Genomic DNA, 20314 nt, shown 5'->3' on the forward strand with positions numbered 1-20314 from the left:
ACACACATCATTGATAAAACGGATGCTTCGCTAGCGAGGCAACACAATACGCCTGATGCGCGTAAGAAACTTTATTGTAAACAGCTTGTGCTGCATTTTCAGAATCGAAGGACAAAAATACACATGCACCAGAACCACTCATCATTGGTGAACCGTATTCAGCCAAAACATCAAATGCTACTTTTACTGCTGGATACTCAGCTAAAACAACACTCTGCATATCATTGCGCCAGTGCTGTTCTGCTTGAAAGTCTGGCATTATCCTTGGCTTGGAATCACGTGTCAAGTCTTTATGTGCAAATATTTTCGGTGTGCTGACGTGCACAGGAGGCTTGATAATCACATACCATTGTTTCGGCAAGATTATCGGGCTTAAATCTTCACCAATACCGCGAGCAAATGCACTTTGTCCAAAAATGAAAAAGGGTACATCTGCACCTAATTGCACTCCGAGCTGTAATAGTTGGGTCTTATTCAGTTCAAGCTGCCACAGGCGGTTGAGTGCCATTAGAACTACTGCTGCATCGGCACTGCCACCACCCAGCCCACCACCGATGGGAATCTGTTTGTCCAGCCAGATATCCACTCCCAGCCGAGTACCGGTATGACTACGCAGTAGCTGTGCTGCACGCACGCATAAATCCTCTTCTGGTGCGATACCGGCAACTGGTGTATGCAGTTTTATGCTGCCAGTACGGTTTATTTTGAACCAGATTTGGTCATACAGTGTAATCAGGGTAAAAATGCTTTCAAGTAAATGGTAGCCATCAGCACGCCGGCCGACGATGCGCAAATCAAGGTTAAGTTTGGCTGGTGCTAGAAAGTGATGAGCATCAGCAGCTGGCTGTAAATTATTCATGTTGTGCTAATTACTAAATTCAGGAAGTCTTTGACGCAATTCACATTGCGATGATGTCTGACTGGGCGCGTCTGTGTATTCATCAAACACCAGTTTGATATCAAAGCGCGCATTATTTAATTGAACAATTCGTGGATTATCTCTGTTATTTTGCAGCTGGCGCTGAATTATCCAGCCTGACTGTTTCAGCTTACCATCTGGCAGTAACTGGTAAGGTTCGTCAGCAATCCAGTAACCTTGTACCCACTGATTCAGATGATCAAATGGTAGTACAAAACCAAGCATACGCTGACTTAATTCTTCTATGCTGCTAGCGGTGATAATCTGCCCTTTGCTATTTTCTGCAATCACTCCTGTGTTATCACGACACAAAACCCCTACGCTGTTTCCCAAAGGCGTTTTGACTTCTATGGTTTGTACTGTGCCTAAATTCTGCCAGCTAAAGTTGGCATAGGTACCTTTGCCTTGATCTTTGATAGCCAACCGGCCGGAACTGTCAAAACTGGAAACGGTGTTTTCATAACCAGCCTGCCAGTCTGAAGCTGCTGTTATTTTTTCAGACATCAGACTATTGCAGGCACTTAAAGCTAAGCTAAGGATGGATGCTGTTATGTATTGGCGTTGTTTATGCAAAAATGAATACATTATTTTCCACTCCGATAATCATGATGGGGTTTATTGTAACGATATGGTCAGCAACTGTATGTACTTTGAGTGGTTAAATTTCTATTATATTTAAATTAATAGCCGCCGTTTACACGATATGTGTACGGCAGCTATTTTGGCGATATTGCTGGATAATCAGGCTGGCAGATTAAATTAGGCCTGTAAGGGCTCTCCTACTCACTGGTCTGAGTTTGATCAGGAGGTGCAGGTAAGCTTGCCGGACTGATTGCAAATTTTTTCAAAGTCTGCTGTAAGACTTTCTGGTCTGAATTTTTATTAGCCAGCCCTTGAGCCCAGATTTGCCGTGCCTGCTCCTGTTCCCCCTCTTGCCACAATACTTCACCCAGATGTGCCGCAACCGTGCTTTCCGGCAATGCCTGATATGCTGAGCGCAGGAGCGGTAAGGCTTTTTTGGGATCGCCATTAAGGTAATAAGCCCAGCCCAGACTATCCTGAATCGTTGCTGATTTTTTGTCCAGCTGATGCGCATGTTGCAGAATAGTTAATGCCTCTGTCCAGTAGCGTTTTGACATACTCAGCATGGAATAACCCAGTGCATTGAATCCGTCTGCATCTTCAGGTTTCAATTTTGTATAGGTACGAAAATCGTTTACTGCTTTTTTCGGCTGATCCAGCTCTTCTGCATAAGCAAGACCACGCATATAGAGAATCAATTCCACTGTTTTGCTGTTATGTGTGGTGTTGACAAGCTGCTGTGCTTCTTTCAGTTGCTGTGTCAGCTTTCGTACGTAGGCTCTTGGTGTGAGTATTTTTCGATCAATGTAACTTGAAAGTGCAAGTATACTAGAATCATCGAAAATTTCCGGTGGCTGTTTGCTTTGATTTATACGCTGTAACCATTGCTGGGCTGCTGCTATATTGTTTTGCTCTATTTCCATTATGCCCATCAGATAGGCTTTATCGGTAGCAAATTTGTCATCTGTAACTTTGTTTAACCATTCACGTGTGGCAGTCTTATTTTTATTGAGATAAAAATAATATGCTGCTACCAATGCTGCTTCGCTGCGCTGGCTAGCATTACCCACCTGAACTGCCTTATTGACGTTATCGACAAGTGCTGGTGTGTTTGCATCATTAACATCTAATGTGCTGGCCTGCCGCAGATAAAAGTCTGCATCCGCCTGAGCTTTGTTTGTTTTTGCTGCTGTCAGAGGTAAGCTGGCAGGCTTGATTCTATGCTTGTTCAGAATTTGGTTCAGAACTTTATGATCGCTTTTTTTGTTAACCCAGCCCTGAGCCCAGATTTGACGAGCCTCGTTTTGGCGACCTAGCTGCCAGTAAACTTCACCCAGATGGGCTGCTACTTCACTCTCGGGCTGATGCTGATAAGCATATTGAAGTAAAGGCAAGGCTTTGTCTGCGTTCCCATTGAGAAAGTATGCCCAACCCAGACTATCATTAACGGCCGGAGACTGGCTGTTTAGTGAATAAGCCTGTTCCAGTAATTTCTGCGCTTCTGACCAGTTTTCTTTAGGCATACTCAGTAAGGTATAACCTAACGCATTCAGACCCTCTACCTGATCAGGCCGCATCTGGACAAAGCGGCGCATATCTGCCACTGCTTTTGACGGTTCGTTAAGTTTATCCGCATACAATAGTCCTCGCAGCAGTAGTAATGGCGGAATATCCTGCTTCTGCGCGTTGGCATCGCCCTGCTCGGCTTTTGCCAGCATTCTGTTCAGGTATTGTTCATACTGGCGGTTTGTAAGAGAGGAACCGTTTATAAATGTTTGCAAACGCAATAAATCTCTGGCGCTGAAAAATGTGCCCTGTTTGCTGCTAGACTGAGCTTTGTTGAGCCATTTTTGCGCTGCTGTCCAGTGTTTTTCTTCGGCTTCAAGTGAGCACATCATGAGTGCCTGATCAAAGACAAACTGCGGATCATCTGCTTTTGCTGCCCATGAACGGGAAGCAGGCAGGTTATGCTCATCGTAATAGCGCATGGCTACCATTATTGCAGCTTTACTGCGCTGATTGCGATTACCTAGCTCGGCGATTTTCTCTGCATAGGAAGCAATTGTAGCTGTGTCTGCTTTCTGGCTAACGGCCAGAAAAGCGGCCTGCAAATACAGGTCTGCATTTTTACTTTTAGCCAGTAATGGGTGTAATGTTTGATATGCCTCCTGCAATTTGTTATTTTTAATCAGTAATTCTATATAAAGGCTTTGCCATTTAGCTGGCATGGTATCGACGCCGGTCTGCTGATAGAAGTTCAGCAGATATTGTGGCTGTTTGAGATTAATGAGATTCAGGGTGAGCTGAGTGGCAGGAAAGATGTCTGTATCCAGACGAAGTAATGCTTGCAATGCTTTAATAGTCTGCTCTTCATGGGCGCCAGTTACGCCATAGATAGCATCGGCAATTAATGCTTCTGCCATTTCTGGATGTAAAATCGCTGTTTTGTGAATCGGAGCATTCAGTTCATCAGTGGCATTCAGATTGTTTAACCGCAGTTGTGCCAGTTTTAAGAACAGCCGGCGCAGCTGGTAATCGTTGACATGAGATAGAACTGCATCTGTGTTTTTCAACACTTGTGCTATATCATTTTTGGCTATGGCCAGTTCCCACATCAGACGCTGTCTGGCTGGCGTTTCTGTTGGTTCGATTTGCTGCCAGCGATCTGCAATGGTTTGCGCCTCTGTAATTTTATTGGCATTCAGTGCCATTTCCATAGCCCGCTCGGCTACCTCTGGCTCCTGCGTATGTTCAAGCATGCGCATGTCAGCAGCCAGTGCACTATCGGTTTTACCCTGTGAATAGGTAAGCTCACTGGCAAACAGAGTAAAAATATCATTGGCACGCCCGGCAATGGCCAGACGCCGTTGTGCAGATGCGGCATCATCTGGAGCGGTAATTTGTTTTACCCGCTCAATTCTGGTTTGAATCAGGGGAACAGATGTCTGCTGCTTCTGCGTGCTGTTTGCATTGGCCATACTTGCAGCAAGTAAACTCAAAATGATCGGGGTAATGCGATGAATCCGATGAGGCATTAAACTTCTCCATGTATGCTGATCAGTTATCGTATGCACTGACTTATAAAACAAATAACAATTTTTTGCCTGTTCTGCCAACTATCTCAGGCATGTCTGCTACCTATTTTGGGATTAAACTATTAAGGTAAAATAGCTTGCTACTTTAACACAGACATTTTTGAGCTGCGCATGATTTATGCCAGTTTTATGTAGCTAAAGCCTATATAATTTATGCTTTCAAATTTATTTTCACGATGTTATTGTATCAATTTTATTCTGGATTTTATCACTAAACTATGCCTGAACTGCCTGAAGTAGAAACCACTCGGCGTGGAATTGCTCCTTTTATTGTGAATCAGACGATTTCACAAGTAGAGGTACGTCAACCACGTTTACGCTGGCCGGTAATGAGTAATCTGGGTTCCCAGCTTGAAGGTGAAAAGATTTTATCAGTCAAACGACGGGCTAAATATCTGTTAATAGAGCTGGCTTCAGGTACATTAATTATTCATTTAGGCATGTCTGGCAGTTTGCGGGTCTTTACTGATTTGAGCGCGCCACCTGTACAAAAACATGATCATCTGGATATTGTTTTTACTAATGGTACTTTACTGCGTTTTCATGATCCTAGACGCTTTGGCGCTGTTCTGTGGTTTTCTGGGGCGATTGAACACCATCCTTTACTGGTTAATCTGGGTCCGGAGCCGCTAAGTGCTGACTTTAATGCTGACTATTTAGGGCGAAAACTAGCTAAACAGAAGCGTGCGATTAAGTTAGCAATCATGGATAATAAGACTGTTGTTGGTGTCGGTAATATTTATGCCAATGAGGCATTGTTCCGCACTGGCATTCACCCAGCTACTACTTCTATGCAGTTGGATAAAAGGCAGATTATTGCTCTGACGGACGCAATTAAACAGATATTACAGGAAGCGATTACTGCCGGAGGCAGCACTCTGCGCGATTTTGTGAATAGTGCTGGCAAAAGTGGCTATTTTCAGCTACAACATGTTGTATACGGGCGAGCTGGAGAATTGTGCCCGCAATGTGGACATCCGATTGAGAAAATGGTTTTGGGGCAGCGCAGCAGTTTTTACTGTCCTCAATGCCAGCGATAATGATTAAATAACAATGACAAAATCAGAATATACTTCTTTGTTTACCCGCTGTGCGCGTATTTTCAAACTGGCCTTATGGCTGAGACAAACTATCAGGCGCGTAAAGCGTTTCAAGAATTTAAATGCAACTGAACAGAATAATGAATTAGTTTCAATTGCACACGATTTATTGCACATTTTGCACATTGAAGTAAAGTCTGAACAGGCAATGCCAGACACTGCCAGTATGCCATGGCTGACTGTTGCCAATCATGTTACCTGGCTGGATATTTTTGTCTTGATGGCCTATATACCCGGCGGCTTTATTGCTAAACAAAGTATCAAGTCCTGGCCGGTATTGGGTAAGCTGGTTACCAATGGTGGTACCGTTTATATTAACCGGTTATCACGGCAAGACATTAATCCGGTTATTAAGGCTATAGTACAGGCATTGCAGGCAAATAAAAACGTTCTGTTTTTCCCTGAAGCTTATACATCTGAAGGGCTAACGACACTACCGTTTAAAGCTGCTTTGTTTCAAGCAGCCATTGATGCTGACAGGCCGGTAATGGCAGTAGCAATACGTTATTATGATATGCACGGACAGCGCACGCCGAAAGTAGCTTTTGTTGGTAAAACCACTTTGCTGCGCAGTCTGTGGAATATTGTTTCTATGCCGGAAATCAGGGTAAAGGTGGATTTCTCCGCATTACTGAATACTGCGGATAATAAAAATTCTGATCGTTTCTGCCTGAAAGATCAGGCCGAAGACTTTATTCAAGCGAAAATACTTAGCGATAGCCCAATAGAGTGCATGGCTTCGACAGAAAATATATCTTCTCAATAATGATGATCTGATATTTTATTCAGTAATAAATTACCTACGGGGACAAACGCTGTTTAATCCATGAGTTATTTTGCTGTATATACTGTATACGGTCATGTAAACGGCTTGGCCGTCCCTGCCAGAATTCGACCAGCTCAGGCTGAACGATATAACCTCCCCAATGAGGTGGTCTCGGTACATTGAGCAGATATTTTGCACTCAGTTTGGCTGCTCGCGCCATCAGTTCGGTTTTACTGCTGATAACTGCACTTTGTTCACTTGCCCATGCACCAATGCGGCTGCTGTATGGCCGGGATTGAAAATACGCATCGGAATCTGCTGGGGGTAATGGCTGCACTATTCCTTCAACTCGTACCTGCCGTTCCAGTTCCGGCCAGAAAAATGTCAGTGCTGCATAATGATTCTGGCTTAATGCACGGCCTTTACGACTAAGATAATTGGTAAAGAACACGAATCCCTGCGCTGTCACTTCTTTTAAGAGTACAATGCGCGCATTAGGATGGCCACGCTGGTCAACTGTGGCAATATTCATGGCAGTGGGTTCATTCACTTTGGCATGCATAGCAGCCGTTAGCCACTTTTGGAATTGTTCCAGTGGGTCGGCACTGCAATCTGCCTCGTTGAGTGACTGTTTGCTGTAATCCTGACGAATATTGTGTAAATCCAGATTATTCATAGTGTTTATTGATACATGCAAAAAATATATTTATATGGTCATCAGACTTGATCAGCTGCTTTTTCGGCACCAATAGCGTATAATCGCTCAATTTAACAGCTTTATGTTTAATTAAATGTAAAGTCTGACTGGCAATCATCCTACCCGCGATAGCGGGCAAACGCAAATTACTTCAGGTAACATGTCCTTAACCGTTATCGGGCTCAATCACCAGACTGCTCCTATTTCTGTGCGTGAACGTTTGGCATTTCCGGCTTTCATGCTGGCAGAGGCTTTATCTGCGCTTGGCAGTGAGATTAAAATTGCGGAAGCGATGATTTTGTCTACCTGTAACCGTACAGAAATCTATTGTATTGGTGACGCAGCTACAGTCGTACAGTGGCTATCCAGCTACCATCAATTACCACTGGCTGAATTTGCGCCCTATTTATATCAGTTCCATGACAAAGAAGCTGTACAACATGCCTTTCGGGTAGCATGTGGTCTGGACTCAATGGTTTTGGGTGAGCCACAGATTCTGGGTCAATTGAAAGAAGCCGTGCGCATAGCGCGTAGCCAGCATACGCTGCATCAGCATCTGAACGCTTTATTTGAAAAAACCTTTGCCGCAGCAAAAGAAATTCGCAATGAAAGTGCAGTTGGTGAAAATTCGGTGTCTATGGCTGCTGCCGCTGTAAAAATGGCCGCCCAGATTTTTCCGGATATTTCTGCATTGAATGTTCTGATGGTAGGTGCTGGTGAAATGATTGAGCTTGTAGCTACCTATTTTGCCGCCGAACATCCACGGCGGCTGACAGTACTCAATCGTACGCTGGCGCGGGCGCAGGAATTATGCAGCAAGTTGAATGTCGGAGCAGATGCGCGCATTTTAACTGCTCTGCCTGAAATTCTGGCTGAATATGATGTAGTAGTTTCTTCTACAGCCAGTCCGTTTCCGGTAATCGGCAAGGGTCTGGTAGAACGGGCACTTAAACAGCGACGCGGCATGCCTATGTTTCTGCTTGATCTGGCTGTGCCACGCGATATTGAAGCCGAAGTTGGCGAACTTAATGATGCTTATCTGTATAGTGTTGACGATATGGTCAATATTGTACAGCATGGGCAGGCTGCCCGACAGCAGGCTGCTGCCACTGCTGAAAAGATGGTTGCTAATAAGGTTGCAGAATTTATTGCTTGGCAACAAACCCGTAGAAGTGTTCCCTTAATCTGTGCATTACGCAGCCAAGGAGAAGAGCAGCGGAGCAAGGCTGTAGACAAAGCTCTGCGCAGGCTTCGTAAAGGCACATCTATCGAAGAAGTATTGCAACGTTTAAGCCACGAGCTGACCAATAGTCTCTTGCATGCACCCACTAGAGCATTGAATAAGGATAGCCAGCAGCACCCTGAGCTGGCTGAAGCCATCAGCCTGATTTATCACCTGCACAGCGACAATCGGCAGCATTAGCCGGTTATGCCATATCGCACTTCTACTACACCAGCCAACGCAGTTTTGATTGACTAATAACTTATTTGAATACGGAACACCAGATGAAACCTTCATTGATAGAAAAGTTACAGCATCTGACTGAGCGTCTGGAGGAAGTAACGGCTTTGCTGGCTTCCCCTGACGTCACCAATAACATTGACGAGTATCGTCGCCTGACCCGCGAACATGCTGAGCTTACGCCGGTAGTAGAAACCTATCGCCAGTATACGCAGGCAGAAACCGATTTGGCCGCTGCTGAGGAAATGCTTGCAGACCCTGAATTAAAAGAATTTGCAACAGAGGAAATCAGCAACGCACGAGACCTGATTACTCAACTGGATAGTGAATTGCAGAAGTTGCTGCTACCAAAAGATGAAGATGACGATAAAAATATTTTTATTGAAATCCGTGCGGGTACTGGTGGCGATGAAGCAGCTTTGTTTGCCGGTGATTTACTGCGCATGTATACCCGCTTTGCCGAACGTATGGGCTGGCAGGTAGAGATTGTGTCTGCCAGTGAAAGCGATCTGGGTGGCTATAAAGAAGTTATTGCACGCATTGCCGGTATGAATGTTTATAGCCAGCTTAAATTTGAATCTGGCGGGCATCGGGTGCAACGTGTGCCTACTACTGAAAGTCAGGGTAGAATTCATACTTCAGCCTGTACCGTTGCCATTATGCCCGAAGCTGATGAGGTAGCCGAAGTACAATTAAATGCTAATGATCTACGTATTGATACTTTCCGTGCTTCCGGTGCCGGCGGTCAGCATATTAATAAAACCGATTCAGCGGTGCGTATTACCCATCTGCCTACCGGAATGGTGGTGGAATGTCAGGATGGGCGCTCGCAGCATGCTAATAAAGCACAGGCGATGCGTGTGCTCGCTTCCCGTCTGTATGAGCAGCAGAAACATGCAGCCCATGCCAAGGAAGCGGCAGAACGCAAAAGCCTGATTGGCAGTGGCGACCGCAGTGAACGCATTCGTACTTATAACTATCCGCAAGGCCGGGTAACCGACCACCGCATTAACCTCACCTTGCACAAGCTGGACTTTATTATGGATGGCGATTTAAGTGAACTGACACAGGGACTAATCGCCGAACATCAGGCTCAACAACTGGCACTACTGAGTAATGCCAGCTAAAGCAGCCACAAAAAGCTGTTCTGGATACCAGAACAGCTTTTTGGTTTATATACCCGGCAGCCATGTATTGAGGCTGCTGCCATAGAACAAAAACCAGATTGATGCAATGGCAAGCACAATTCCAGCAGCATTCAAACCATTAATTTTTTCCTTAAATACAAAAGCACCAATAATGGTAGCCAACGTAATCACTCCTAGGTTCATGCCGGCAAATACCAGTGAAGGATCATGCTGAAACTGCTGATGGGCACGGATGTAAAAAAGAATATTAGCGAAGTTCAGACAACCCAATAATAAACCGGCGAGGATACTGGCCGCATTCCAGACCGTTTTGCGCACACAAAGATAGCCTGTAATTAAAATAGCTGCCAGAATAAATGCTACCTGTAAAGTTGGGGCAAAGGCTGTGCCACTTTTGGCCATTTGTTTAAACAGTATGTCTGTTGTACCATAACAAAGCCATACACCAAACAAATAGCCTGCGGTTTGAAAAAAACCACCCTGCTCCTTACTTTTGGCAGGACTATGCCGGTAAAGTAGTGTCAGCAGAGCCATCAAAGCCAGCGCAATTCCAATAATCTTGTTAGTACTCAGGCTTTCACCAAAAAAAACGAATGCAGCTACAATGGGCAAAAACAGCGACAGGCGCTGTGCCGCATCGGTTTTAACCATTCCTGCCAGCTCAATAGCCCGCCCCAGTACAATAAAGCCCAGTGGTAAACCAATCCCCAATGCCAGAAAAATAATCCAGTGACTGGCGTATTTATGCCAGTTAGAAAAATCCGGATGTAGAAAAAACCAGCTGCATAATGCAGCCACCGGATAATTGACTGCTACTGCCTGCGCAATATCCACTCCGTTTCTGCGCGCAAGCTTCAATAATACGGATACTGAAACACTACATAAAATACTAATAATCAGAAAATACATTTTCTCCCCCTAAAATAGATTCAGACCAAAATCAGCCATGTATGCAGAAATTTAAAAATCAAAATCCGCCTGTATCCATAATTGTTCCATCAGCTTGTCATTTTCATTACCTGCCTGCTGAGCCTGCAACAATAACTGCTCCAGCTTGCGCCGGCGCATGACACATAAACGCAGTACATTCTGCTTTTGCATATCAGACAAGCGCAACCAATACAGACGTTCATTGCGGCTACGCAAACAACCTTTGCAATAGCCCTTATGATTACTTTCACACACTCCACGGCAAGGGCTGGGAATGACAAAGAATTCTAACTGTTCCATCGCACAGATTCCTGTGTTCCACTACAGGGCAGCAATAGCAGCCAGCACCTGCACCTAATCATTATGGCTGGATAAGGCAAACAATAATTTTGGTGCATACTCCGGCATAATTTAGCCATTTTAATACAAGCAGACAACCTGATTTTGCTAAAAATTCCACGAAAAGCAGAGTAAATGTTATAATTCAAGGTTAATTTACCATCTAAATAGCTAATACAACTAGGTTACACACCCCCATGAGTAAAAAAATTCGTAATATTGCCATTATCGCACACGTCGACCATGGCAAAACCACACTGGTAGACCAGTTATTGCGTCAATCCGGTACTTTCCGCGCCAATCAGCAGGTAGACGAGCGGGTAATGGATAGCAACGATCTGGAAAAAGAGCGTGGCATTACCATTCTGGCCAAAAATACCGCCATCGAATACGAAGGCTATCACATTAATATCGTTGACACACCGGGACATGCCGACTTTGGCGGCGAAGTAGAACGCGTACTGGGCATGGTAGACTGTGTATTATTGCTGGTAGACGCACAGGAAGGCCCCATGCCACAAACTCGCTTTGTGACCAAAAAAGCGCTGGCACTGGGACTAAAACCTATCGTGGTTATCAACAAAATTGATAAACCCAGTGCCCGTCCAAGCTGGGTTATCGATCAGACTTTCGAATTGTTTGACAAACTGGGCGCTACCGATGAACAGCTAGATTTCCCCATTGTATACGCTTCTGGCTTATCCGGCTTTGCCAAGCTCAATGAAGAGGATGAATCCAGCGACATGCGCCCGCTGTTTGATACCATACTGAAATATACCCCTGAGCCATCAGGCGATGCAGATAAACCACTGCAATTGCAGATTTCCCAGCTTGATTATGATAACTACACTGGCCGTCTGGGTATTGGCCGCATTCTGAACGGACGTCTTAAACCCGGTCAGGTAGTAGCTATCATGAATGAAGACCAGCAGATTGGTCAGGGACGGATTAACCAGTTGCTTGGTTTTAAGGGCTTGGAACGCATTCCTCTACAGGAAGCCGAAGCGGGTGACATTGTCACCATTTCCGGTCTGGAAGATATTGGTATCGGTGTGACTATTGCCGACCGCGAACAGCCTCAGGGCTTACCCATGCTCAGCGTGGATGAACCTACGCTTACCATGGACTTCATGGTCAATACCAGCCCGCTGGCTGGTACCGAAGGTAAATTCGTCACCAGTCGTCAGATTCGTGAGCGTTTACAGAAAGAATTACTTACCAACGTGGCATTGAAGGTGGAAGACACTGCTGATGCTGATGTTTTCCGCGTTTCCGGCCGTGGTGAACTTCATCTGACTATTCTGATTGAAAATATGCGTCGTGAAGGTTATGAACTGGCAGTTGGTAAACCTCGCGTGGTTTTCCGCGAAATTGACGGCGTAAAATGTGAACCCTACGAAAATCTGACTGTGGATGTAGAAGACAATACACAGGGTGCGGTAATGGAAGAACTGGGTCGTCGCCGTGGTGAGCTTACCAATATGGAAAGTGATGGCAAAGGACGCACTCGTCTGGAATACCGCATTCCTGCTCGCGGCCTGATTGGTTTTCAGGGTGAGTTTATGACCATGACTCGCGGCCAAGGTCTGATGAGCCACGTATTTGATAATTATGCGCCGGTAAAAGCCGAAATACCCGGCCGTCGCAACGGTGTACTGGTATCGCAGGAACAAGGGGATGCCGTGGCCTATGCTTTATGGAATCTGGAAGACCGTGGCCGTATGTTCATCAACCCAGGCGAAAAAATCTACGAAGGTATGATTATCGGCATTCACAGCCGTGATAACGATCTGGTAGTTAACCCGCTGAAGGGCAAAAAACTGACCAATGTACGTGCCTCTGGTACAGACGAAGCAGTACGTCTGACACCGCCCGTACTGATGTCTTTGGAAGCTGCAGTCGAATTCATTGATGATGATGAACTGGTAGAAATCACCCCACAAACCATCCGCCTGCGTAAACGTTACCTGAGTGAACAGGAACGACGCAAACACTTTAAAAAGCTGGATTAAATTCAGTTATTTATGCAGAACAGGCAGCTTTGACGAGCTGCCTGTTTTTAAATCCGCATAAATACATTAGCAAACAATACTTTTCTTCCCATCAAATCATCTTATCATCACCTATATCATTATTTAGTTCAGACATTATTTTAATAGCAAAATCAGAAATACCATTTCAGACAGCAACCCTCAATTTCTAACGCTTAGATTACATAATTTTTATTTTTCCAACAAAACTTACTCTTGTTTGTAAAAATAGCTTCCCCATCTCAGTATTCGTTATTTTATTCTTGTAAGGACTAAGTCGCATGACCGCAGTATTGGTAATACTGGCTATTGTTTTATTGCTTATTGGCCTATTAGGCACAGTCATGCCCGCTTTGCCCGGCCTGCCCTTAATGTTCGGCGGAGCTTGGTTACTGGCATTAAGCAGCGATTACCAGATAATGGGTGCAGGAACATTGATTAGTCTGGGTATTTTAACCATACTGGGCTGCACCATGGATTATATGGCAGGTATGCTTGGCGCTAAGCATTGCGGTGCGAGTAAAAGAGCCATCTGGGGTGCATTTATCGGTGCTATTATTGGCATGTTTTTTGCCGTACCCGGTATGATACTTGGCCCCTTACTGGGTGCAGCTGCCGGGGAGTTTATTGCCAGACGTAATCTGATGGCAGCCGGCAAAGTGGGACTAGCTACTGTTATTGGTCTGGTTCTGGGTGTTGTAGCTAAAATAGGCTGTGCATTCGCCATGCTCATAACCATTGCCGTAATGTATTTGTATCATTTTATTAATTTTTAATTCAATCAGTTCTCCGGAAAAACAGGTTATGGCTACAATATTTAAACAAATACTGTAGCCATTTATCAGATATCTTGCTTCTATTTACCAGCAATTGGATTTAATTGCCTGCCAGTACACCCTTGCCTTATCATAGTCTGTCCATAAATATTGGCAATCAAATTAATTATTACGTATAAAACTGAAATTATGCCCTCCGTTGCCCCTTTTGTACTGCCTCAAGCCAATCAAACTGCGTTCTGGCCAGATTTAAACGCTGGTAGTTTGCCATTGCTGTTAAGCAAACATTTACCTGAAAAAAAACTGAAAATTATTCTTACTGCCGATGCCGAACAGGCAATTCGCATTCAGTCAGCTTGGCAATTTTTCGACCCGTCAGCACGGATAGTATTCTTTCCCGACTGGGAAACGCTACCATACGAGCACTTTTCTCCCCATCAGGAACTGGTATCCGAACGCCTCAGTACCTTATGGCAATTAAAAAACGGATTAGTTGATGTTTTACTTCTTCCGCTGGCCACAGCAATGCAAAAAATTGCACCACCTTCTTTTTTGCTTGGTCGCACTTTCTGGCTGAAAACCGGTCAGCAATTGGATATAGAGGCACTTAAGCATAGCCTGATTGAAGCTGGCTATAATCATGTCACCCATGTTGTCGCAACAGGCGAATTTGCCACCCGTGGCGGTATTTTGGATATTTTTCCGATGGGCAGCGAAATACCTTTTCGTCTGGATTTATTTGATAACGAAATTGACACCATTAAAACTTTCGATGCCGACAGTCAGCGCACATTAAGCAGTGTAGATGAAATCCGCCTGCTTCCTGCGCACGAATTTCCTACCGATAGCGATGCACAGAAAATTTTTCGTAGTCGCTTTCGTGAAGAAATCAGTAGTGATGCCCGCAAGGCAACAGTATATGCTGCTGTATCTGAAGGTCACTTTGGAGCAGGTGTTGAATATTACCTGCCATTGTTCTTTGAAGAAGAATGTGTCAGCATTTTCGACTATATACATGAAGATGCCATTCTGGTCTGTCTAGGGGATATTTATAATGAAGCTGCCCGCATCTGGCAGGATGTCAAACAGCGTTATACTCTGGCACAGGGCGATCCGGCCTATCCGCCTTTAGCGCCCAATTATCTGTATTTAAGCGAAGACCAGTTTGGTGCACACATTAAAACTTATGCACGTCTGATTCCGCAATTAAGCGCAGAAAATATTTATACCCTGCCCGGTGTCGCAGTAGACCGTCAAGCAGACGACCCCTTACATGCACTTAAAAATTTTTTGAAACAATACACTGGTCGGGTACTGATTTGTGCCGAAAGCCTCGGGCGGCGTGAAACCATGCTGAACTTCATGCGCGAGCACAACTTGCAACCTAATGTAGTAAACGGCTGGCAGGATTTTCTTAATGGCAGCACCAAATTGTGCCTTACTGTCGCACCATTAAGTTATGGTTGTCTGCTGCCAGAACAACAATTAGCCATCATTACTGAAGCCGATTTATACCAATATGTTGTACGCGGCCGCCGTACACGGCGCAAACACAGTGCCATTTCCGACGGCATGCTGCGTGATTTAGCCGAAATCAAAATTGGCGACCCTGTTGTTCACGAACAGCATGGTATTGGCCGTTATCTGGGTCTGGTTACACTGGATTTAGGCGAAGGCGCCAGTGAAATGATGCTGCTGGAGTACGCAGAAGGTTCACAATTATACGTACCCGTTAACCAGCTACAATTGATTTCACGTTATGCAGGCAGTGCCCATGAAAATGTCAGCCTGCACAAACTTGGCCATGGCGCGTGGGATAAAGCGCGCCATAAAGCGGCTGAAAAAGCCCGTGATACCGCGGCAGAACTATTAAATCTGTATGCTCAGCGGGAAGCTCAGCAGGGACACCGCTTTAGTTTAAATGAAATGGATTATCAGGCCTTTGCTCAAGGCTTTGGCTACGAAGAAACCGAAGATCAGGCGGCTGCGATTGCTGCAACAATTAAAGATTTATGTGCAGAAAAGCCCATGGATCGGCTGATTTGCGGCGATGTAGGATTTGGAAAAACTGAAGTGGCCTTACGGGCAGCCTTTGTTGCCGCCATGGCCGGTAAACAAGTAGTAGTTCTGGCTCCGACAACACTACTTGTGGAGCAACATGCACAAAATTTTGCCGATCGCTTTGCTGATTTTCCCATTAAAGTAGCTCAACTCTCTCGTTTTAATACTAGTAAACAGACACAGGCTACACTATCCGGTCTGGCTGACGGTACAGTAGACATCGTGATTGGTACGCACAAACTGGTACAGCCAGATGTTCATTTCAAAAATCTGGGACTGGTTATCATAGATGAAGAACACCGTTTCGGAGTACGGCAGAAAGAACAGTTGAAACGATTACGCGCAAATGTCGACGTGCTTACCCTGACAGCCACACCGATTCCGCGCACCTTAAGCATGGCACTGGAAGGTTTGCGTGACTTTTCACTGATTACTACCGCCCCCAGCCGTCGTCTGGCAGTGAAAACTTTTGTGCGCCAGTTTAGCGATGGTTTAATACGCGAGGCTGTAATGCGTGAGCTGAAACGTGGCGGTCAGGTATTTTTTCTGCATAATGAAGTTGATACCATAGCCAACACACATGAAAAGCTCAGTACCTTATTGCCCGAAGCGCGCATCGGTATTGCCCACGGCCAGCTACGAGAACGCGAGCTTGAACAGGTAATGCGTGATTTTCTCCAGCAGCGTTATAACATCTTACTGTGTTCAACCATTATCGAAACAGGAATTGATATACCTAATGCCAATACCATTATCATTGAAAGAGCAGATAAATTTGGTCTTGCTCAGCTACACCAACTGCGTGGTCGCGTAGGCCGCTCTCATCATCAGGCTTATGCTTATTTATTGGTACCGGAAGCGATGACCAAAGACGCGCAGAAACGTCTGGAAGCCATAGAAATAGCAGATGATTTGGGTGCAGGTTTTACTCTGGCGATGCAGGATCTGGAAATCCGTGGTGCAGGCGAAATTCTGGGCGAAGGACAGTCTGGTGAAATGATTCAGGTCGGTTTCACTCTATATACAGAAATGCTCAAACAGGCTGTACGTAACCTGAAAAAAGGCCGCGAACCTGATCTAGATGCACCATTAGGCATCACCAGTGACATCAAACTGCATAGCCCAGCTTTACTGCCAGAAAATTATTGCCCCGATATCCATGCCCGTCTTGTGCTTTATAAACGTCTGGCCAGCTGTGAAACGATAGCCGAAATAGACCAGATACACGAAGAACTGATTGATCGCTTCGGCCTACCAGAGCCTGCTGTTTCCACCCTGATAGCCAGCCATCATCTGCGCATTGAGGCAGCTAGTCTGGGCATTGATACGATCGACGCCAGCAGTGAGGCCATTACATTTACTTTTGGTAAGCATCATCGCATCAATCCAGCAACCATTGTGGCAATTATGCAAAGTGACAAAAACTACCGTCTTGTTGGTGCCGACAAACTCAGAGTTAATATTGCCATTGAAGATGTCATGCAACGCGTACAGATAATCAAAAACATCATGAAGCAGCTTGCTGTTGATGCAGGCTAAGCCAGAATACAATCATCCTAAACTAAGCGTTAATTCAGCCTGAGCTGAATTAACGCTGACTACCATCATCTAATTGTGCCTGCAACTTGATAAGTATTAGTCATAAACATATTTCAACTCATATTATCCAACGCAAACAGCTCAGTACCATACTTCTTCAACCATAAACGTGCATTAGCTGTTTCGGTAGTATATTCAGCCACCATCGCCCAAAATGCTTTACCATGGTTAGCATGACATAAATGACACAGCTCATGAATGCAAACATAATCCACGACAAAAGCTGGCGCACCAATCAAGCGCCAGTTTAAGCGGATACCAGTACGACTGCGACACACTCCCCAAAAAGTACGCGCCTGACTTAAAGCCATTGCCACTGGCTGTAATTGCATTATCTGCGCCCAATATTGCAAGCGTGATAATAATTCAGTTTGAGCGCGCTGCTTTAACCATGTACTTAAAGCTATCTGCGGTAATTGCACATTCGCCAGTGGCAATAAAAATCCTTGCTGCGCATCCCATTGCACATGAGTAAGCACAGCCACCTGCGTATAAGAATAAGTCTGACCACGAAACCAGATGTATGCAGGTAAGGCTGTTGATATTTGTAACGCCTGTTGCCATAACTGCTTAATAGAAAGCTCATTAGTATTTAACCAATGATACAATGATTTCTTTGATACAAATGGCGGTACATTGATATCAAGCAAACCGCGCGCAGCTGAACGCACAATAATATTTTTCCGCGCAGTACGCCTCAGCTTCAGCCTGATAGCACAGCCATCCGCAGTTGTATGAATAAACACTGACATAACAACTAATCTGTCAAAACATCATGAAACAATAATCGTAATACAAACTATTATTTTTTATAGGCCAATACTAAAACGCGCTGATATTTTTGGACATAACAGCATCACCACATCCGAATCAGCCGCCAACATTGTCAACATTATATCTTTACCAATTGAAATACCAGTACTCCACCCTGAATGCTATCCATTACTGGCTGTACAAATAAATTCATAACCACCTGAAAAACAGACCGTTAATGCTGCACCAGTGGTGTAGGTGTTTGCGGATTTTGCGGTGCGAACGGACCAACACCTTGAATTATAATCTGCTGATTTTCTATCCACTGTTCACAAAGTTTAATTAACTCTTCTGGGGTCTGAGCAGCATCATAAAGAATAGGCGTGCCAATCACTACAGTTACTTTACCCGGATATTTAAAAAAAGAGTCTTTCGGCCAGAATTCACCACTATTCAAGGCCACAGGCACCAGATGCATATGCAGCTGCTGAGCCATACGAGCCGCACCCTTTTTATAATACCCGCGGTATCCGGGTTTAATCCGTGTACCTTCCGGAAAAATACAAATCCACATACCTTTTTGATGGCATATTTTTCCCTGACTGATAATCTGAGCATTCGCCGCTTTAGGATTCTTGCGATCAATCCCTATTGTGCCACGCCATTTTAATGCCCAGCCAAATATCGGGATACGAAAAAGCTCACGTTTAGCAACAAAGGCCAGATCCGGAAAAAAGGAAAGCATTGCCAGCGTTTCCCAGCCAGATTGATGTTTACAGCAAACGATAGCCGGTTCATGCGGGATATTTTCCCGCCCGATTACCTCATATTTCAGACCAATAACGTGTTCCAACATCCAGAATAGCACTTTTGCCCATGCAGTAGTTGTCCATGTCACACCTTTCGGAATGAGCATAGAAATAAGCACCACCTCCAGCCATAACAGCGAAAATACACATAGAACAAACCAGTAGATCAAATTACGTAACAGCAACATGTATATTATTCCTCGGCTGCCTTTTCAGCCTGTGCACGACAAAATTTAGCAAAGTCCAGCAAATCGTCATATACCTGCGTATCATCTGGTAATTCTTCCAATTTCAGCGTTTCTTTGCCCTTCCCTGTTAAAACAAGTACCGGATGCCCACCAATGGCTGCTATTGCTTGCATATCGCGAATGCCATCCCCTACCAGCCATGTATCCTCAGCCTTTATATGCAAACGGTCGATAATATCCAACAACATACCCGGCTGGGGTTTGCGACAATTGCATTTGGCATTACGGGTATGCGGGCAAAACCAGATTCCGCTTAAGCGACCGCCAGCTTTTTGAATATAAGTATGCATTTTGCCATGTACTTCATTAAGCTGCTGCATACTTACCTGACCACTCCCGATTCCGGACATATTCTCAGCTATAACTACGGTGTACCCACTTTGAGTTAAAAAAGCAACAGCATCCATACTACCGGGTAAAGGATGCCATTGGTCTGGATCGCTGATTGGCTGCGGCTGCATTACATTCAGTACACCATCACGATCTAGAATAATTAATTTTCTTTTTCCACTCAATGCCATAATCATCCTTACTGAGTAGGCTTCAGACTTTGACGCCACTTAATCAGAGCGCTATCAAAAACACTGTCAAGCAGAGCCTGATTTTCATCATTTATTTCCACATGATAAAAACTTTCCAGAACCGGTGTATCCAGCGTTTGTACATAGTCTTCCATAAAGCGGCCATAGCCTTCCTCTTCATCCTCATAGTAATAAAGCGAAAAGCGGCGTCCTTCATCATTGAAATCATTGTCTTCCAGACAGCCCGCCATATTATTCAGAACAAATTCTGCGCCGCTCATTACCTGTGCCTTTAACGCAGACATGTCTTCTTCTGCCGCTTCATCCCATTGCGGATTATATAAACCTCGGCGCACAATCCATGACCAGTAATAGCCCATATGCGTGGCCGCATTCGCCAAGCTCAATGCTGGCGGATAATCTTCCTCTGTATGAAAAATTACATTATCGAATATCATAATTTGGCTCTCATTCACCAT

17 protein-coding genes are annotated in these 20314 nt (G+C 44.8%); 7 read left to right on the top strand and 10 right to left on the bottom strand.

What is annotated here, in order from left to right; all coding sequences use genetic code 11:
* Window positions 1-7 precede the first annotated feature (7 nt).
* The 3 genes from ispE to MJ761_RS03630 all read right to left on the bottom strand — a co-directional run bounded on the left by ispE (window position 8) and on the right by MJ761_RS03630 (window position 4536).
* Entirely contained in the window at window positions 8-859 is an 852-nt protein-coding gene (gene ispE, locus MJ761_RS03620; protein ID WP_093090314.1) for a 4-(cytidine 5'-diphospho)-2-C-methyl-D-erythritol kinase, read from the bottom strand.
* Window positions 860-865: 6 nt separating this feature from the next.
* Window positions 866-1504, bottom strand: a complete 639-nt coding sequence (gene lolB / locus MJ761_RS03625; protein WP_093090312.1) for a lipoprotein insertase outer membrane protein LolB — start codon at window positions 1502-1504, stop codon at window positions 866-868.
* 194 nt (window positions 1505-1698) lie between these two features.
* A complete protein-coding gene (locus MJ761_RS03630; RefSeq protein ID WP_093090309.1) occupies window positions 1699-4536 on the bottom strand; it encodes a tetratricopeptide repeat protein in 2838 nt (945 codons plus the stop codon).
* A gap of 278 nt (window positions 4537-4814) precedes the next feature.
* Here MJ761_RS03630 and mutM point away from each other — a divergent pair, with 278 nt between their 5' ends.
* Both mutM and MJ761_RS03640 read left to right on the top strand, forming a co-directional pair.
* Window positions 4815-5636 carry a bifunctional DNA-formamidopyrimidine glycosylase/DNA-(apurinic or apyrimidinic site) lyase gene (gene mutM, locus MJ761_RS03635; RefSeq protein WP_093090306.1) on the top strand — a complete coding sequence of 274 codons (822 nt, stop codon included), beginning with the start codon at window positions 4815-4817 and terminating at the stop codon, window positions 5634-5636.
* 13 nt (window positions 5637-5649) lie between these two features.
* Entirely contained in the window at window positions 5650-6462 is an 813-nt protein-coding gene (locus MJ761_RS03640; protein ID WP_093090304.1) for a 1-acyl-sn-glycerol-3-phosphate acyltransferase, read from the top strand.
* Window positions 6463-6496: 34 nt separating this feature from the next.
* Here MJ761_RS03640 and pdxH read toward each other — a convergent pair whose 3' ends face one another.
* Window positions 6497-7129, bottom strand: coding sequence for a pyridoxamine 5'-phosphate oxidase (gene pdxH, locus MJ761_RS03645; RefSeq protein WP_093090814.1), 633 nt, complete (start codon window positions 7127-7129; stop codon window positions 6497-6499).
* A gap of 190 nt (window positions 7130-7319) precedes the next feature.
* Between pdxH and hemA the strand changes: the two genes are divergently transcribed.
* Window positions 7320-8582, top strand: a complete 1263-nt coding sequence (hemA, locus tag MJ761_RS03650) for a glutamyl-tRNA reductase (RefSeq protein WP_093090301.1) — start codon at window positions 7320-7322, stop codon at window positions 8580-8582.
* 83 nt (window positions 8583-8665) lie between these two features.
* A complete protein-coding gene (prfA, locus tag MJ761_RS03655; RefSeq protein WP_093090299.1) occupies window positions 8666-9748 on the top strand; it encodes a peptide chain release factor 1 in 1083 nt (360 codons plus the stop codon).
* Between the two features lie 45 nt (window positions 9749-9793).
* Here prfA and MJ761_RS03660 read toward each other — a convergent pair whose 3' ends face one another.
* Together MJ761_RS03660 and MJ761_RS03665 are read right to left on the bottom strand one after the other, a co-directional pair.
* Entirely contained in the window at window positions 9794-10678 is an 885-nt protein-coding gene (locus MJ761_RS03660) for a hypothetical protein (protein ID WP_093090297.1), read from the bottom strand.
* 51 nt (window positions 10679-10729) lie between these two features.
* A complete protein-coding gene (locus MJ761_RS03665; protein ID WP_093090295.1) occupies window positions 10730-10999 on the bottom strand; it encodes a DUF1289 domain-containing protein in 270 nt (89 codons plus the stop codon).
* 236 nt (window positions 11000-11235) lie between these two features.
* Here MJ761_RS03665 and typA point away from each other — a divergent pair, with 236 nt between their 5' ends.
* The 3 genes from typA (at window position 11236) to mfd (ending at window position 17444) form a co-directional block, all read left to right on the top strand.
* Window positions 11236-13050, top strand: coding sequence for a translational GTPase TypA (typA, locus tag MJ761_RS03670; protein WP_037407586.1), 1815 nt, complete (start codon window positions 11236-11238; stop codon window positions 13048-13050).
* A 299-nt stretch (window positions 13051-13349) separates the two neighbouring features.
* Window positions 13350-13844, top strand: a complete 495-nt coding sequence (locus tag MJ761_RS03675) for a DUF456 domain-containing protein (protein WP_037407588.1) — start codon at window positions 13350-13352, stop codon at window positions 13842-13844.
* A gap of 189 nt (window positions 13845-14033) precedes the next feature.
* Window positions 14034-17444 carry a transcription-repair coupling factor gene (gene mfd, locus MJ761_RS03680; RefSeq protein ID WP_093090293.1) on the top strand — a complete coding sequence of 1137 codons (3411 nt, stop codon included), beginning with the start codon at window positions 14034-14036 and terminating at the stop codon, window positions 17442-17444.
* Between the two features lie 113 nt (window positions 17445-17557).
* Here mfd and MJ761_RS03685 read toward each other — a convergent pair whose 3' ends face one another.
* The 4 genes from MJ761_RS03685 to MJ761_RS03700 form a co-directional block, all read right to left on the bottom strand.
* On the bottom strand, window positions 17558-18256 hold the full coding sequence (locus tag MJ761_RS03685) for a M48 family metallopeptidase (protein ID WP_093090290.1): 699 nt from the start codon (window positions 18254-18256) through the stop codon (window positions 17558-17560).
* 236 nt (window positions 18257-18492) lie between these two features.
* A complete protein-coding gene (locus tag MJ761_RS03690; RefSeq protein WP_093090288.1) occupies window positions 18493-19254 on the bottom strand; it encodes a lysophospholipid acyltransferase family protein in 762 nt (253 codons plus the stop codon).
* A 5-nt stretch (window positions 19255-19259) separates the two neighbouring features.
* Complete coding sequence (gmhB, locus tag MJ761_RS03695) at window positions 19260-19835, bottom strand: D-glycero-beta-D-manno-heptose 1,7-bisphosphate 7-phosphatase (RefSeq protein ID WP_037407802.1); 576 nt, start codon at window positions 19833-19835, stop codon at window positions 19260-19262.
* Between the two features lie 8 nt (window positions 19836-19843).
* Window positions 19844-20293 (bottom strand): DUF7832 domain-containing protein, encoded by a 450-nt coding sequence (locus MJ761_RS03700; protein ID WP_239364079.1) that lies wholly within the window; start codon window positions 20291-20293, stop codon window positions 19844-19846.
* Between the last annotated feature and the right edge of the window lie 21 nt (window positions 20294-20314).

This window comes from Snodgrassella communis, assembly GCF_914768045.1.
Classification (GTDB): Bacteria; Pseudomonadota; Gammaproteobacteria; order Burkholderiales; family Neisseriaceae; genus Snodgrassella; species Snodgrassella communis.